Genomic DNA, 15,419 nt, shown 5'->3' on the forward strand with positions numbered 1-15,419 from the left:
CGGAGGCACCGCCTAGGCGGAACCGAGTTCGTTGATGAGGCCGTCGAGCTCCTTGGCGATGGCGGTCAGCTCGCTGCACGCCTGGGCCGACTGGGTCATGGCCTTGCTGGTGTTCTGGGAGATGCGGTGCATGTCCTCGGTGGCCTGGGTGATCTGTTCCGAGGTGGCGGACTGCTCCTCGGCCGCGGCGGCGATGCCCTGGACCTGGCGCACGGAATCGCGCGAGAAGTCGACGATCTCGGCCAGGGATTTGCCCGCTTCCTCGGCCAATGAGGTGCAGGTCTCGACCACGCGGGCCACCTTGTCGGTCTCGTTGACATTGCGCTGGGCCATGGACTGGATGGCCCCGATGGCGCTGCCCACCTCGGTGGTGGCCACCATGGTCTTCTCGGCCAGCTTGCGGACCTCGTCGGCGACCACGGCGAACCCGCGCCCGGCGTCGCCCGCGCGGGCGGCCTCGATGGCCGCATTGAGCGCCAGCAGGTTGGTCTGGTCCGCGATGTCGTTGATCACGGTCATGACCCGGCCGATGTCGTCGGCCTGGCCGCCGAGTTCATCCATGTTGTCGCGCAGCAGGGAGGCGAGCTCCTGGACCTCGTTGACCGAGGCGACCACCTTGCCCACCACGTCGCGCCCGGCCCGGGCCTGGCCCTCGGCCTGTTCGGCGTTCAGGGCGGCCTCGTTGGCGTTTCGGGCTACTTCGAGCACGGTGGCGTTCATCTCCTCCATGGCCGTGGCCGTCTCGGTGGCGCGGGCGCTCTGCTCCTCGGCCCCGCCCCGGGACTCCTCCACGCGCTCGAAGAGCTGCTGCGAGGCGGAGGTCATGCGCTCGGACAGCCTGCCCGCCTGGTCGGCGACGTGCTGCATCTTGCGCTGGGAGTCGAGGATGTCGGTCTGGTCCACGATGACCTCGAGCGCGCCGACGACGCGGTTCTTCTCGTCGAGCAGCGGGCTGGCGTAGCCCTTGATGTCCACCTCGGCCGCCTCGAGCCTGCCCCGGGTGGAGCCCACGGCCCGGTCCAGGGTCTGCATGGCCTGGGTGCAGACGCAGTCCCCGGTCTTGCAGATGTCGGTGTTGAAGACGCTGCTGCACTGCTTTCCCAGAAGCTCCCCGCCGCTGCGCCCGGCGATCTCCTCGGCGTTCTTGTTGACGAAGAGCAGGTTGTGGTCGCGGTCTATGGTGAAAATCGGGAACGGGAAGGAATCGAATGTAGCGGTGTAGGTGTCGGCCACCCGGTTCATGCTCTGGATGAGCTGGGCATAGGCCCCTTCGTAGCGGTCGGCGTCGCCGCGAGCGCGGACCACGCCGCGCGCGACCTCGCGGGCCGTGGCCTCGCAGTCGTCGATGAGCGCGGAGAGGTTGACCGGAATGCGGCTGACGGACCGGTGGATGGCCCCGATCTCGTCGCGGCTGGTCGCGGGCTCGCCCTGGGCCAGATTGCCGCGCGAGACCTGTTCGGCCAGGTCGCGGATGCGGTTCAGGGGCCGGAACACGGCGTAGCGCATGACCCCGAGCAGGGTCAGAATGGGCACGAGCACGGCCAGGCCGAAGAGGATCAGGACCAGGACCACGGCGCTGTCCAGGATGGCGTTCTGGACCGAGATATCGCGGGCCAGGGTGATCACGCCGATGGGCTTGCCCTGGTAGTCCTTCACCGGCAGGTAGGCCACGGCGTAGTCGCCCTCGATGGCCACGTACTGACCTTCGGCGGCCTTGCGCAGCTGGTCGGGCGAAACCATCGCGTCCAGCTCGGCGTTTTCCTTGCCCGCCACGCGGACGTAGGCGTCGCCGACCAGCGGATACTTGGCGGGGTCCTGGAGATTGGTGGTGGTCGGGAGCAGGGAGGCGTCCATGTACAGGGTATAGAAACTGCCCTCCTCGTCCTTGAACAGCTTGAAGACGTCGCCGTAGCTCTTGAGCACCTCCACGGAGCCGAGCTGATTGCCCGCGGCGTCCTTGACCGCAACCAGTCCCCGGATGGCGAAGCCGCCGCGGCCGGGCTCGATGCCCCGGCGGGGCTTGCCGTCGCGGTTCACGTCCAAGACGGTCTTGCGGAAGCTGGAAATGTCATCGGACACATCCACCCACTTGCCGTTGCGCTTGGCCTGTTTGTCGCGCCACATGCGCGCCAGGCTGCGCCCGTTGGGCAGGTGAAAATGGAGCCTGAGCTTTTCGCCCATGGCGTCCTTGTATCCGTCCAGGGCGGGCGCGAGGTCGCTGCGCAGGGCCTCGCGGGCGCTCTGCACCAACGGATCGGCCTCGTCGTCGATCTCGCCCTGGTGGGCCAGGGAGAAGGCCCGGATGACCGAGGGCAGGCGGCTGAACAGGGCCGCTTCCTCCTCGGCCCGCACAGCGGCTTCCTCGGTGTTCTGCTCCAGGGTCTTGGCCGCGTTGCCGACCAGCATCTCTGCGAACGAGGTGCGCAACTCGCCGAACTGGCCGGTCAAAAGGAAGTAGCCCACACACCCGATCAGCAACACCAGCGGGATGGTCGGCAACAGGATCTTGTATTTGATGCTCATATCATATCCTCTCCAGATAATTGAACAGTCCCCCCTCCAGGACATGTCCGTCCACTCTCGATAAAGAAAAGCGTCGTCTGCAGGCACAACACAGCGACCCCGTAATGTAACATATCATGGGTATGCTCTGCCAGGAAACGGCATCGTACAGCCCTCGTTCATAATTTCACATTATTTTTCCCAGGATTGCCCGGCCAACAGAAAATACTCCGAATCCGCTTGTGAAAAATCGACATAAATCCCGTTACGCGTTATCCGGGCCCATCCGAAAAGGCTTGCCCCGGACGTTTTTTTGTGCCAGAAGGCCGTTTCCGCGATCGAAGCGAGCCGGCCTCAACGGGCACCCGCCCTGCCGAACCGCCCCATCGCATCCTGCGTCCCCATCGTCTAGCCTGGTCCAGGACGGCGGCCTTTCACGCCGTTAACAGGGGTTCAAATCCCCTTGGGGACGCCACGAAGCCACAAGGCCTTGCGCACCATGCGCAAGGCCTTTTCGTTTTTGGATTCCGGGCCCACCGGTCAGCCCAGGGCGGCCATGACCGCGCCGGTGACGATGATGTTGACCAGGGCCAGCGGCATGAGGATCTTCCAGCAGAAGTGCATGAGCTGGTCGTAGCGCAGCCTGGGCAGGGTGCCGCGCGTCCAGATGAGCAGGAAGGGGACGATCATGATCTTGAGCAGCAGCCAGACCGGGCCGGGCAGCAGCGGGCCGCGCCAGCCGCCAAGGAAGAAGACGGCCATAAGCGCGCCGAGCAGGATCATGTTCACGTACTCGCCCAGGAAGAACAGGGCGAAGCGCATGCCGCTGTACTCGGTGTGGAACCCGGCCTGGAGCTCGTTCTCGCCCTCGGGGATGTCGAACGGGATGCGCTTGGACTCGGCCAGGCCGCAGACGAAGAAAATCAGTGCGGCCACCGGCTGGACCACGATGAAGGGATAGTTCGCCTGGGCGTCGACGATGTCGGTCAGACTGAGCGACCCGGCGAGCATGAACACCGGGACCAGGGACAGGGACAGGGGCAGTTCGTAGCTGATCATCTGGGCCACGCCGCGCACGGACCCGATGAGCGAGAACTTGTTGTTGGAGGCCCAGCCGCCCAGGGCCACGCTGTACACGCCAATGGACGACAGGGCCAGGAAGACCAGGACCCCGATGTCCGTGTCGCCTATGACCAGCGGCACGGCATGGCCGAAGAGGTGGATGGTCCCGCCGAAGGGGACCAGGGCGAACACGGCCAGGGTGGTGAAGGTCAGGATGCCGGGAGCCAGGAAGAAGAGCACCCGATCCGCCCCGTCCGGGACCAGGTCCTCCTTGAGCAGCAGCTTCACGCCGTCGGCCAGCAGTTGCAGGGAGCCGTAGGGGCCCACGCGATTGGGGCCGTAGCGCAGCTGCATGCGCCCGAGCAGCTTGCGCTCGAACAGGACCATGTACGCGGCCAGGGTCAGGACCACCAGGAGCACCACCGCGCTCTTGATGACCAGCACCGTCAATCCGAGCAGAAATTCCTCGCCCATCACAGGTTCCCTCCGGGGCAGCTATCGTCCGTGTCGGCCCGCGCCATGGCCGCCCGGACCTCGTCGCCCTGCTCACGCCACAGCCGGTTCATGGAGACGGTCGCGGCCATGCCCCCGACAAACTGCCAGCCCGAGCCGGGCGTCTTGGGTAGAACCACCGTGTTCCGGGCCATGTCCGCGCGGCAACGCAGCACGGTCCGGGCCACGCCCTGAGCCAGCGGGATCAGGATGGTCTGGCCGTCCTCGAAACGCAGGGCCGCCGCGTCCTCCACGTGCATGTAGGCGCACGGTTCGGGCAGCAGAGTCTCGCCCGGCTCGCCGAGGTTGGCCAGCCGGTCCGCGCCGAATGTGGAGCCCGTGACCAGCACGTCGCACCGCCCTTCCCCATGCCCGGCCTCAATGAACGGGACCAGCCAGTCCAGGGAACCGAAGCGCACGGCGGCTTCGGACGGCAGGACCGGGATACCATGCTCTGCCGTGGCCTCGACCATGGCCGCCCGCAACCGCTCTTCGGGCGAAGAGGGATCGGCATGGTCCCCGGCGTCGGGAATGAGCAGGTCCACCCAACCGGCCACGGAATACGGATCATTACCAGGGATTCCCGCGCCGAGCTTGCGCGGCGGGTGCGAACCGTGGCCGTCCTGGATAACCGGGAGGCCACCGGCAAAGACCGGCAAGGCGCGTTGCAACAACCCGTGGTTGTCCACCAGGCAGCCGCCGGTCTCGAAAATCGTGTTCATGGGCAGGGCCACCTGCGCCTTGCTCCAGGTGACGGACGGCGCGCAGTCCATGCAGACCAGCAGGTCGAGCCCGCCCACCGCCTCTTCAACGGCCTGTGCGCCGGGATATTCGCCCAGTGGATCGGCCCCGACGCAGACCAATGCCTTGACGCCCTGCCCGTCGCCGCCGGGCATCAGCCGGTCTTCCAAGCTGGCCCCGTCCCCGCCCGCGAGCAGGGCCGCGCCCAGGGAGTCGGCGCGCGGCAGCAGGCAGAACAACCCGGAGCGGACCTCGGCCTGTTCCTCCGTGCCCTCGCGACGCAACAGCCGAGCCACACCGGCGGCCAGGGTCGTCCACTGCGGGGGCATGGCCGTGGTGGAACAGACCACCACCGGACGTTCGGCGCGGGCCAGGGCATGGGCGACGGCGTCCAGTTCGGCGCTCAATTCGGTGAACGCTTCGGTCCGCCCTTTCGTTATGGATTGCAGTTCCCGCCAGAAGGCAAGCGACTCGCCCTGGAAATCCGCCTCGGTGAAGGCGCGGCCGATGAGCGCGGCCAGGGCTGAGGGCATGAGCGACCGGCGCACTGGCAGTTTGACCGCTTCGCTGGGCAGATCCACGGGCCTGGGGTCGAGCACGGCCACCGTGGCCCCGGCCCTCGCCGCCTGGCGGATGGCCAGGGCGGCCATGGGCGTTTCATTCAGCGGGTCGGCCCCCAGGACCAGGACCATGTCTGCCCGGCGAACCTGTTCCAGATTCCAGGCCAGGTCCGCGTCCAGGCTTGCGGCCGCGTTCAGGCACCCGTTCCGCTCGTCTTCGGTCAGGAAAAAACTCGGTGCGGACACGCCCAGAGCACTCGTTAGCCGCCGGGCCGCCAGCATGTCCTCCAGGGTGCACCGGGAGGACGCGTGCACGGCCACGGATTCAGGGCCGTAGGCGGCGATGACCGCTTTCAGACGGTCCATTGCGGCAGTCGCCCCTTCTTCGGAAGAAACAGGCTGTCCGTCCACCAGCGCGGTGCGCGGGCGTCCGTCCATGGAGGCGTAGCCGAAGCCGTACCGGCCCCGGTCGCACAGGAAATCGCCGTTGACCGCTTCGTTGAAGCGACTCTCCACACGCAGGACCTCGCGGTAGCGCACACCGGGCAGGGTGTTGCAGCCCAGCGAGCAGTGCGTGCAGATGGACGGCTTGCGCTCCAGGTCCCAGCGCCGGGCGCGGTACCGGGACGGCTTGTCGGTCAGGGTGCCGGTGGGGCATATCTCGCCCAGGTTGCCGGAGAATGGCGATTCCAGCCTGCCCGGCTCGAACCGCTGGTAGGTCACCCGCCCGGCGATGCCGAAGGTGCCGAAGTCCGCTCCTCCGGCGTATTCGCGGTAGAAGCGCACGCAGCGGTAGCAATGGATGCAGCGGTTCATCTCGTGCTCGATGAGTGGGCCGAGATACTGGTTCTCGTAGGTCCGCTTGGGCCCCCGGTAGTTGCGCAGGGAGTGGCCGCCGGACACGGTGGTGTCCTGGAGCAGGCAGTGCCCACCCTCGTCGCAGACGGGGCAGTCGTGAGGGTGGTCGAGCATGAGCCACTCGATGACCTGGGCCCGGAAGGCCACGGCGTGCGGGTGGTCGGTGGACACGACCATGCCGTCGCGCGCGTCGACCATGCAGCTCATGTCCAGGTCCTTCTTGTGCCCTTCCAGGAATTTGACCGCGCACATGCGGCAGGCCCCCACCGCGCCCAGGGACTTGAGGTAGCAGAACCGGGGGATCATGATGCCCAGTTGTTCGGCGGCGTCGATGACCTTGGTGCCCTTGGGCACTTCCACTGTTCGCCCGTCAATGATCAGCCTGGGCATCAGCCGTCCCTCCCCTGCGCGTCCGCGTCACCGGGAGTCGACTCGTCACGGTCCAGGGAGGTCCACAGGCCGGGCTTGGCCACGCCTTCGCCCGTGAACGGGCAGCCACGCCCGTCCAGGTGTTCGCGGACCTCGTCGCGGAAATGCTTGAGCAGCCCGTGGACCGGCATGGCCGCGCCCGGAGCGAAGCCGCAGTAGGCGTGCTCCATGCCGTCGGCCACCCGTTGCAGGAGCTCCATGTCCCGCTCCCCGGCGTCGCCCGCCTCGATGCGCTCCAAAATGTGCTTCATGTAGGGGATGCCCTCGCGGCACGGGGTGCACCAGCCGCAGGACTCGCGGGCGAAATAGGACAAAATGTTGATGGTCGCCTGGACCAGGCAGGTGTTTTTGTCGAAGACGATGATCGACCCGGTGCCCAGGGACAGCCCGGCCTTTTTCATGGCGTCGAAGTCCATTGGCGTTTCCAGGTGCTCCCTGGCCACGAAGCTGGTGGACGTGCCGCCCGGCAGGCAGGTCTTGAACTCCGCGCCCGGCAGCATGCCCCCGGCGGCCCCGAAGATGATGTCCCCCAGCCGGGTGCCGTTGGGGAGCTCGAAGCAGCCGGGTTCGGCCACCTCGCCGCTCACGGAGTAGAGCTTGGTGCCGTCCCCGGCGGGCGAAGCGGCCAGGGACTTGAACCAGTCCACCCCGTTGCGCAGGATGGACGGGACCGAGGCCAGGGTCTCCACGTTGTTGACCACCGTGGGCAGTCCCCACAACCCCGAGTCGGTCATGTGGCTGTTCTTGTCCGGGTTGGGCCGCTTGCCCATGATAGCGTTGGCCTGCGCCGAGCTCTCGCCGCAGATGTACCGCCCGGCGCTGCGGTGCACGTCGATGTCGAAGGAAAAGCCGCTGCCCAGGATGTTCTTGCCCAGCAGTCCGGCTTCGCGGGCCACGTCCAGTTCCTTTTCCAGCAGCCGGGCGTCCGCGTCGTAGGACGGCCGAATGAAGAACACGCCGTGGTCCGCCTGGACCGCGTAGCCGCACAGGACGATGCCCTCGATGACCAGGTGGGGGTCGGTATTGACCAGGATGCGGTCCTTGAAGGTGCCTGGCTCCATCTCGTCGGTGTTGCACTGAATGTAGCGGGGATGGGGCGCGTCCTTGCGCACGAAGCTCCATTTGCGCCCGGTGGGGAACCCGGCCCCGCCCCGGCCGCGCAGCCCGGAGTCCATGACCTCTTGTATGACCTCCTCCGGGGTCATGGTCCGCACCGCTTTCTCAAGGGCCTCGTAGCCCCCGCCCGCGCGGTAGTCCGCGAAGCTGGCGGGGCGGCAGTCGGCGCGCCGGTTTTTGAAAAGCACCTGTTCGCTCATGACGTCACCTGCACAGACACAGCGGGATGGTGTCGACGTTTTCGCGCAGATTCTCGAGAATCCTGTCTACCTTTTCCGGAGTCAGCCTGCCGTAGTGCTCGCCGTTTATGAGCATGGCCGGGGCGTTGTGGCAATTGCCCAGGCAGGCCGTGGGCAGGACCGTGAACAGCCCGTCCGGGGTGGTCTCGCCCACCGCCACCCCGAGCTTGCGGCAGAGGTAGTCGAACAGCCCGTTCTCATGGTGCATCCAGCAGGTCACCCCGTCGCAGACGTGGATCACAAACCGGCCCAACGGCTCGCGGTAGATGAAGTCGTAGAAGGTAGCCAACTCCTCGAGCTCCACCAGGGTCTTGCCCGTGAGCCGGGCCGCGTGGCCCATGGCCTCGTCCGAAAAATATCCGAAGTGCCGCTGCAGGAGGTAGATCACGTCGATGATCTTCTCCTCCACGTGCTCTGTGCCGTGGACCATGTCCGCTATTTCCTGTTCCAATTCCCTGGGGAGCATGTTCCCTGTTCTCCTAGCGGTCCAGATCGGGCGCGATGTAGTCCAGCGAGCCCATGATGGCGATAAAGTCGGCGATGGTGTGGCCTATGGTCATCAGGGGCAGGGCCTGCACCGAGGCGTAACCGGGCGAGCGCATGTGCAGCCGGTACGGCATGTTGCCGCCGTCGCTGACCACGTAGAACCCTTGCTCGCCGCGCGGGGCCTCGGTGGCCGCGTAGGCCTCGCCCGCGGGCACCTTGGGGCCGCGCGTGGCGTTGATGAAATGGTGGATCAGACTCTCGATGTCCCGCAGCGTGTCCTTCTTGTCCGGGATGCAGTAGCGGTAGTCGTCGGCCATGAACCGGCCGGACGGCATCCACTCCAGGCACTGGGCGATGATCCGGTTGCTCTGGACCATCTCCTCGAAGCGGACCTCGAACCGGGCCAGGCAGTCGCCGTCCTCGCGAGTGGGGATGTCGAAGTCGTACTGCTCGTACCCCGAATACGGGGCGACCTTGCGCAGGTCCCGCGTCGAGCCGCAGGCCCGCAGGTTGGCCCCGGAGATGCCGTGGTCCACGGCGTCGGCGAGCGACAACCGGCCGATACCCTTGACCCTGGCCCGGACGATGGGGTTGCCGGTGATCATCCGCCGGTAGCCCGCCACCCTTTCCGGAAAGATCGTGACGAAGTCGCGGACCATTTTGTCCCAGCCGTCGGGCAGGTCCATGGCCAGGCCGCCGATGCGCAGCCAGGCCGGGTGCAGCCGCGCCCCGGTTATGGCCTCCATGATGTCCAGGATCTGCTCGCGCTCGCGGAAGGTGTGGAAGACCGGGGTGATCATGCCCAGGTCCTGGACCATGGTCCCGAGCCAGAGCAGGTGGTTGGAAAGCCGGTAGAACTCGGCCAGCATGACGCGCACGCACTGGGCGCGATCGGGCACGGCCACGCCGCAGAGCTTTTCCACGGCCAGCAGGTAGGTCAGGTTGTTGGCCGCCCCGCTCAGGTAGTCCAGGCGGTCGGTGTAGGGGATGAACTGATGCCAGGATTGATGCTCGGCGATCTTCTCCACGCCCCGGTGGTGGTAGCCGATGTCCGTGGTCATATCCACGATCTCCTCGCCGTAGAGTTCGAGGATGAAGCGGACCAGCCCGTGGGTGCTGTAGTGGTGCGGGCCGATGTTGAGCACGAACTCGCGACGCGTCGGCGGCGCGCCGTTGGCCCTTTCGAGCAGGCTGACCGCGTCCTCGGGCTGCTCGCGCCGGGCGTCCTCGGCCAGGTACGGGGCCATCTCCGTGGCCCGCTGCGGGTCGCCCTTGCGCAGGGGATGGCCCTGCCACTCCTCGGGCATGATCAGCCGCCGCAGGCCGGGATGGTCCTTGAAGCGGATGCCGAACAGGTCCCATATCTCGCACTCGTACCAGTTGGCGCTGGGCCAGACCGGCGTCACGCTGGGCAGTTCGAGCCCTTCCCCCACGGGCACGCGCACCCGCAGGTACTCGACGGCGCTTAAGGACGTCAGGGTGTAGACCGCCGTATAGTCGTGCTCGGGCCGCACCTTGCGGGCGGTCTCGTCCACGGCCGTGATGTCCTCCAGCCGTTCGAACCGGATGGGCGCTTCGCGCTTGAGGAAATCGAGGACCTCGACGATGCGTTCGGGCGGTACCGTGACCGTGGGCATGTCCACGACCGCCCCGTGCCAGGACGCGATCTCGCCGAACCGGGCGGCCAGGGCCTCGCGCAGGGAATCGTGGGCCGGGGTAAAGGAAAGTTGGGGGGCCGGGGGCGTCCACATCTCGTCGGACCGGGAGCCCGCGAACGCGGGCGGGGTCACCGAGGTGCCGCGCGCCGGGATACCGGCCATGCCCGGGCCGCGCGTGTCGCGGTCCTTGGTCGCGCCGGGCACCAGAATGTCGTCGCGCCCGCCGAGTTGGCCGCCGTCCAGGTTAAGGACCGGGCGCAAGGGACGGCCCTTTTGGCGAATCATGTCCTGGAGGGTGATCAACCCGTGCAGCAGGGCCTCGGGCCGGGGCGGGCAGCCGGTCACGTAGACGTCCACCGGGATGATCTGGTCCACGCCCTGGACCACGCTGTACACGTCGTACATGCCCCCGGTGTTGGCGCAGGAGCCCATGGAGATGACCCACTTTGGCCGGGGCATCTGATCGTAGATGCGCTTGACCATGGGCGCGGCCTTCTTGAAGACCGTGCCCGAAACCACCAGAAGGTCGGCCTGCCGGGGCGAGCCGCGCAGGACCTCGGCCCCGAAGCGGGCGATGTCGTACAGCCCGGTGAAGACCGTGGCCTGCTCCACGAAGCAGCAGGACAGGCCGAAGAACAGGGGCCACAGGCTGTTGGCCTGGCACCAGTTGAGGATGACGTCGCCCAGGCCCGCCTTGTCCGGCAGGGCGGCCGCCGCGTTAGCGTCCCCGTCCATGGCCGCCCGCACGGCCTTGTCTAGCGCTTGCGCGTCATGCCCCATTCGAGGCCCCCCTTGCGCCAGACCCAGAACAGACCGAGCAGCAGCACGCCGATGAAAAAGGTTATCTGGCTCCAGGCGGCCCAGGTCAGGCGGGTGAAGGACACGGCCCAGGAGACCACGTACACGGCCTCCACATCGAAGAGCAGGAAGAAGACCGCCACCAGCCAGAACGGGGCCGGATAGCTCGGCCGGGCCGACCCCGAGGGGATGATGCCGCACTCGTACGGACGGCCCTTCTCCCCTTCCTCGCGCCTGCGGGTCAGGACCACGGACAGGGTCAGCAGCGCCGCCACCAGACCGGCCGCCAGCAGGGCGAAGACGATCAGGGAGAAGACGCTCGGGGCCCAGGCGTTGAACCCGGTGGACATGTATTCCGGTGACGTTGGCATGCGTTTCGATTCCTTTTCGGTCAACGGCCGATCGGCCATTGCGGGCCCCGGGGCCCGGCGTTTGCGGGTCCGATGAACGATGCCCGACCTCTCCTGTTTAATAGCTTCGGCCACTTAAAACAAGTTACTGTTGGCAAAATCCTCAAAGAACATTTATCTATGTGCTCATGTTGCTGACAATTTTCACGGACCGGTTGCCTCTTCGAGGTTTTTGAGGGACACTGCAGGGCGGTTCCGGCAGGCCTCCCGCCCGCGCCGCAACGGCCGAATCGAGCAGCGAGACATGGTACACACGTTGACCGACTACATATTCCTCTCCAGGGTCCAGTTCGCTCTGACCACCATGTTCCACATCATCTGGCCGGTGCTGACCATCGGCCTGTCGGTGTTCATCCTCATGGCCGAACTGGCCTGGGTGCGCACCGGCAAGGCCCACTGGTACCAGCAGGCCCGGTTCTGGAGCCGGTTCTTCCTGCTGGCGTTCGCCATGGGCGTGATCAGCGGCATCCCCCTGGAGTTCCAGTTCGGCACCAACTGGTCCGGCTTCTCGGCCGCCACCGGCCACTTCCTGGGCCAGATCCTGTCCGTCGAGGCCATGTCCGGCTTTCTCCTGGAATCCATATTCCTCTACCTGATGGTCGCCGGATGGAACCGGCTGTCGCCCCGGCTGCACCTGTTCACCACGGCCATGGTCACCCTCGGGTCGGTCCTGTCCGCCTTCTGGATCATGGTCGCCAACTCCTGGATGCAGACCCCGCGCGGCGGGCACATGGAAAGCGGCGTGTTCACGATCACGGACCGGGTGCGGGCCATCCTGAACCCCGATCTATTCGTCTCGTTCCCGCACATGCTCCTGGCCTGCCTGACGGCCACGGCCTTCATCCTCGGCGGGGTCGCGGCCTGGCACCTGCTGCGCGCCCGGCACACGGCCTTCTACCTGCGCGTCTTCAAGTTCGCGGTGGCCGCCGGGCTCCTGCTGGCCCTGCTCCAGGCGGGCACCGGCGACCTGTCCGGGCAGAGCGTCGCCAGACACCAGCCCGCCAAGCTGGCCGCCACAGAAGCGTTCTGGAACACCAACGGCCCGGGCGAAGGCGCGGCCTGGTCCATATTCGCCTGGCCCGGCGCGGAGAACGAGCGCAACGTCGTGGAATTCCGCATTCCCTACGTGCTCAGCCTGCTGGCCACCCACGACCCCTATGGCCGGGTCGTCGGGCTCAAGGACATCCCGCGCGACGAGCGGCCGCCCATCGTGCTCATCTTCTACTCCTTCCGGGTCATGGTCTTCACCGGCACGCTGATGATCCTGGCCGGGCTGCTCGGCGCCCGGGCATGGCGCAAGGGACGGCTCACCCCGGAACGGGCCGGGGCCCAACGCAGGCTGCTGACCTTTTTCGTCTGGCTGGCCCCTTTTTCCATGATTTCGGTCTGGACCGGCTGGATCATGCGCGAGGTGGGCAGGCAGCCCTGGATCCTCCAAGGCATGCTGCGCACGGCCGACACGGCCTCGCCGCTCACCGCCCGTGCCGTTGGCCTCTCCCTGTCCATGTTCCTGGTGGCCGCCGTGGGGTTGACCTGGCTGTTCATCGCCTTCAGCCGACGGCTGCTCAAAGAGGGGCCGGGCCGCGACGTGCCGCCCGACCGCTGCGATATAGGGAGGCGGCCATGAGCCTGCACGACTGGTGGTTCCTGCTGCTGGGCGGGGTGCTCTTCCTCCACCTGGGGCTGGGGAGCATCGACCTGGGCGTCTGCCTGCTCTCCCTGTTCGCGCCCCGTGACCGGGTGGAGACCATGCTCGGCTCCATCGACTCGGTCTGGCACGCCAACCAGACCTGGCTGGTGGTCCTCGGGGCCATGCTCTTCGGGGCCTTCCCCGACGTGTACGGCGAGGTCCTGACCCGGCTGTACGGCCTGGTCATACTGTTGCTCATCGCCCTGGCCCTGCGCGCGCTGGGGCTGGAGTACCGCCACCACGCGGCCAACCCCGAGCCGTGGCGCAGGCTGGCGGGCTGGGGCGCGGTCGCCGTCATGCTCGCCGAGGGGCTGTTGCTCGGCGCGGTCTTCCTGGGCCAATCCGAGGCGACCGTCCTCTACGGGCTGGGGGCCTTGGTCCGGCCCGTGTTCTTCCCGGCCCTGCTCTTCATGTTCTGCTGCGGTCTGCTCATGGGAGGGTCGTGGCGGCTGGGCTGGCTCAAGCGGGCGCGGGGCAACGACATCGACCTGCATCTCTACGGCGCGCTCACCCTGGTGGGCGGCCTGGGCGCGGTCCTGACCGGCGGGCTGCTCTGCGGCCAGCTGGCCGAAGGGCTGGACCGCCTGCCGTGGCCGTATCTCATCCCCATAACCATCACCGCACTGGCCGATCTGGCCGTGCTGTACGCCAGCCTGCGCCCCGGCTGGCAGGGGCCCCCGCTGCCCTGGGGGCTGGCCCTCGTCGGACTGGCGCTGGCGGCCTGCGCGGCCGTGGCGCGCGGCGCGTGGGTTGCGGCAAGCCCGGCCGGGGACGGCGGGGAGCTGTGGTTCCTGACCGTGTCCACAGCCGTGCTGCTGCCGCCGCTGCTGGCCTTCCAGATTTTCCAATACCGCCTGGAGCGGCCGCGCGCCCATCCGGGACGCCAGGCCCCGGCGAACCCGGCAGGGGAGGAACGGCCATGACCCGCGACCGGTTGATCGACATCCTCAAGGGCGTGGGCCGGGGCGCCAAGGGGCTGCTCCAGGGGTACGGCGAGACCTTCAAGGCCATGTTCACCAAGCCCATCACCGTGCAGTACCCGGAGGAGAAGCGCACCCCGCCGCCGCGCTCGCGCGGACACATCATCCTGACCCGCTCCCCGGACGGGGACGAGCGCTGCGTGGCCTGCTACCTCTGCTCGGCCGCCTGCCCGGTCAGCTGCATCTCCATGCAGGCGGCCACCCGCGATGACGGCCGCCGGTACGCCTCATGGTTCCGCATCAATTTCGCCCGCTGCATCTACTGCGGCCTGTGCGAGGAGGCCTGCCCCACACTGGCCATTCAGCTCACCCCGGCCTACGAATTCGCCACCGACGCCACGCTCAAGCTGGTGGCCGAGAAGGAGGACCTGCTGGTGGACCACGGCGGCAAGGACAACGAGTACGATTTCTACCGCCACGCGGGCGTGGAGGAGAAGTTCCCCCGCGAGGAGCACGAGGGCGAAGAGCCGCCCGTCAACTACAAGAGCAACCTGCCATGACCCTGTACGCCGTCCTCTTTTACGCCCTGGCCGCCGTGACCCTGGTCTGCACCCTGGTGGCCGTGACCCGCCGGGTGCTGGTCCACGCCGTGGTCTGGATGGTCGGATCACTGCTCGGCACGGCCCTGATCTTCCTGTTGCTCGGCGCGCCCCTGCTGGCCGGTTTCGAGGTGATCATCTACGCCGGGGCGATCATGGTCCTCTTCCTGTTCGCCATCATGCTCATGGCCCAGGAGCCCAACGAGCCAAAAGAGGTCCGGGCCATGGTCCGGCGCAGGCTGTTCGCCCGCATGTTCTGGCCCGCCGTCTGGGGTCTGGCCGGGATCGTCGCCTGCATGGCCCTGATCTCCTTCGACCCGGCCAACACCACCCCGCTGACCGCCGGGCGCGTCACGCCCCGGGCGCTCGGGGCCTGGGTCTTCGGCAACGCCTGGCCCGCGGTGGAGGTCGTCTCCCTGCTGCTCTTCGCGGCCCTGGCCGGAGCCCGCTACCTCGGCCTGCCCCTGGTGCGCTCGGACCGGCCCGAAAAGATCGGCGGGAGCCTGGACCTGGACCAGCCGCCCTGCGCCGTGAACCCGGAGGACGACCGATGATCGTGCCGCTCGAACACGTCCTGCTCTTTGCCTCGGCCCTGTTTTTCGTCGGCCTGATAACCGTGGTCGCCCGGCGCAATCTGATCATGATCCTGCTCGGCGTGGAGGTCATGCTCAACGCGGCGGGCGTGGTCTTCGTGGCTGCCGCCCTGCGCTGGTGGGACATCGCGGGCCAGGGCATGGTCCTGTTCATCATGGGCGTGGCCGCCGCCGAGATCGCGGTGGGCCTGACCCTGGTCTTCCGCGTCTGGCGCAGGACCCGGAGCCTCAACCCCGACTCGCTGAAAACCCTCAAGGACTGACGG

At 67.4% G+C, this 15,419-nt stretch carries 12 protein-coding genes and 1 tRNA gene; 6 read left to right on the top strand and 7 right to left on the bottom strand.

The window, feature by feature from the left end:
- Nucleotides 1-12: 12 nt before the first annotated feature.
- On the bottom strand, nt 13-2,523 hold the full coding sequence (locus ACR42D_RS15350; protein ID WP_484567666.1) for a methyl-accepting chemotaxis protein: 2,511 nt from the start codon (nt 2,521-2,523) through the stop codon (nt 13-15).
- Nucleotides 2,524-2,899: 376 nt separating this feature from the next.
- On the opposite strand from ACR42D_RS15350, the gene ACR42D_RS15355 reads away from it, so the two are divergent.
- Nucleotides 2,900-2,977 (top strand) — tRNA-Glu (locus tag ACR42D_RS15355).
- 65 nt (nt 2,978-3,042) lie between these two features.
- Here the strand turns inward: ACR42D_RS15355 and nuoH are convergent.
- From nuoH to ACR42D_RS15385, 6 genes are read right to left on the bottom strand one after another with little or no spacing between them, the layout of a single operon-like run.
- The gene (nuoH, locus tag ACR42D_RS15360; protein WP_484567667.1) at nt 3,043-4,038 is read right to left on the bottom strand and encodes an NADH-quinone oxidoreductase subunit NuoH; all 996 of its coding nucleotides are present in this window, start codon (nt 4,036-4,038) and stop codon (nt 3,043-3,045) included.
- Nucleotides 4,038-6,605, bottom strand: coding sequence for an NADH-quinone oxidoreductase subunit NuoG (nuoG, locus tag ACR42D_RS15365; RefSeq protein WP_484567668.1), 2,568 nt, complete (start codon nt 6,603-6,605; stop codon nt 4,038-4,040). Before nuoG ends, nuoH begins: the two co-directional genes overlap by 1 nt.
- A complete protein-coding gene (locus ACR42D_RS15370) occupies nt 6,605-7,960 on the bottom strand; it encodes a complex I 51 kDa subunit family protein (protein WP_484567669.1) in 1,356 nt (451 codons plus the stop codon). The genes nuoG and ACR42D_RS15370 overlap by 1 nt, the downstream gene beginning before the upstream one ends.
- A gap of 4 nt (nt 7,961-7,964) precedes the next feature.
- Complete coding sequence (gene nuoE, locus ACR42D_RS15375) at nt 7,965-8,465, bottom strand: NADH-quinone oxidoreductase subunit NuoE (RefSeq protein ID WP_484567670.1); 501 nt, start codon at nt 8,463-8,465, stop codon at nt 7,965-7,967.
- A 13-nt stretch (nt 8,466-8,478) separates the two neighbouring features.
- Entirely contained in the window at nt 8,479-10,878 is a 2,400-nt protein-coding gene (locus tag ACR42D_RS15380; protein WP_484567671.1) for an NADH-quinone oxidoreductase subunit B/C/D, read from the bottom strand.
- Nucleotides 10,879-10,898: 20 nt separating this feature from the next.
- Complete coding sequence (locus tag ACR42D_RS15385; RefSeq protein WP_484567672.1) at nt 10,899-11,312, bottom strand: NADH-quinone oxidoreductase subunit A; 414 nt, start codon at nt 11,310-11,312, stop codon at nt 10,899-10,901.
- Nucleotides 11,313-11,595: 283 nt separating this feature from the next.
- Here ACR42D_RS15385 and ACR42D_RS15390 point away from each other — a divergent pair, with 283 nt between their 5' ends.
- The 5 genes from ACR42D_RS15390 to nuoK are packed head-to-tail and all read left to right on the top strand — an operon-like array spanning nt 11,596 to nt 15,416.
- A complete protein-coding gene (locus ACR42D_RS15390) occupies nt 11,596-12,978 on the top strand; it encodes a cytochrome ubiquinol oxidase subunit I (RefSeq protein ID WP_484567673.1) in 1,383 nt (460 codons plus the stop codon).
- On the top strand, nt 12,975-13,964 hold the full coding sequence (locus ACR42D_RS15395) for a cytochrome d ubiquinol oxidase subunit II (RefSeq protein WP_484567674.1): 990 nt from the start codon (nt 12,975-12,977) through the stop codon (nt 13,962-13,964). Before ACR42D_RS15390 ends, ACR42D_RS15395 begins: the two co-directional genes overlap by 4 nt.
- Nucleotides 13,961-14,521, top strand: coding sequence for an NADH-quinone oxidoreductase subunit NuoI (nuoI, locus tag ACR42D_RS15400; protein ID WP_484567675.1), 561 nt, complete (start codon nt 13,961-13,963; stop codon nt 14,519-14,521). Before ACR42D_RS15395 ends, nuoI begins: the two co-directional genes overlap by 4 nt.
- Nucleotides 14,518-15,114, top strand: coding sequence for an NADH-quinone oxidoreductase subunit J family protein (locus tag ACR42D_RS15405; protein ID WP_484567676.1), 597 nt, complete (start codon nt 14,518-14,520; stop codon nt 15,112-15,114). The genes nuoI and ACR42D_RS15405 overlap by 4 nt, the downstream gene beginning before the upstream one ends.
- Nucleotides 15,111-15,416 carry an NADH-quinone oxidoreductase subunit NuoK gene (gene nuoK, locus ACR42D_RS15410; RefSeq protein WP_484567677.1) on the top strand — a complete coding sequence of 102 codons (306 nt, stop codon included), beginning with the start codon at nt 15,111-15,113 and terminating at the stop codon, nt 15,414-15,416. The genes ACR42D_RS15405 and nuoK overlap by 4 nt, the downstream gene beginning before the upstream one ends.
- Nucleotides 15,417-15,419 lie beyond the last annotated feature (3 nt).

Origin of the sequence: Pseudodesulfovibrio sp. lm2024, from assembly GCF_051175575.1 — a bacterium.
In the GTDB taxonomy this organism is placed as follows: Bacteria; Desulfobacterota; Desulfovibrionia; order Desulfovibrionales; family Desulfovibrionaceae; genus Pseudodesulfovibrio; species Pseudodesulfovibrio caledoniensis.

Bases quoted from the DNA above. Each gene is read 5' to 3' on its own strand.
- ACR42D_RS15350 (WP_484567666.1), bottom strand. From the start codon at position 2,523: ATGAGCATCAAATACAAGATCCTGTTGCCGACCATCCCGCTGGTGTTG.
- nuoH (WP_484567667.1), bottom strand. From the start codon at position 4,038: ATGGGCGAGGAATTTCTGCTCGGATTGACGGTGCTGGTCATCAAGAGC.
- nuoG (WP_484567668.1), bottom strand. From the start codon at position 6,605: ATGCCCAGGCTGATCATTGACGGGCGAACAGTGGAAGTGCCCAAGGGC.
- ACR42D_RS15370 (WP_484567669.1), bottom strand. From the start codon at position 7,960: ATGAGCGAACAGGTGCTTTTCAAAAACCGGCGCGCCGACTGCCGCCCC.
- nuoE (WP_484567670.1), bottom strand. From the start codon at position 8,465: ATGCTCCCCAGGGAATTGGAACAGGAAATAGCGGACATGGTCCACGGC.
- ACR42D_RS15380 (WP_484567671.1), bottom strand. From the start codon at position 10,878: ATGGACGGGGACGCTAACGCGGCGGCCGCCCTGCCGGACAAGGCGGGC.
- ACR42D_RS15385 (WP_484567672.1), bottom strand. From the start codon at position 11,312: ATGCCAACGTCACCGGAATACATGTCCACCGGGTTCAACGCCTGGGCC.
- ACR42D_RS15390 (WP_484567673.1), top strand. From the start codon at position 11,596: ATGGTACACACGTTGACCGACTACATATTCCTCTCCAGGGTCCAGTTC.
- ACR42D_RS15395 (WP_484567674.1), top strand. From the start codon at position 12,975: ATGAGCCTGCACGACTGGTGGTTCCTGCTGCTGGGCGGGGTGCTCTTC.
- nuoI (WP_484567675.1), top strand. From the start codon at position 13,961: ATGACCCGCGACCGGTTGATCGACATCCTCAAGGGCGTGGGCCGGGGC.
- ACR42D_RS15405 (WP_484567676.1), top strand. From the start codon at position 14,518: ATGACCCTGTACGCCGTCCTCTTTTACGCCCTGGCCGCCGTGACCCTG.
- nuoK (WP_484567677.1), top strand. From the start codon at position 15,111: ATGATCGTGCCGCTCGAACACGTCCTGCTCTTTGCCTCGGCCCTGTTT.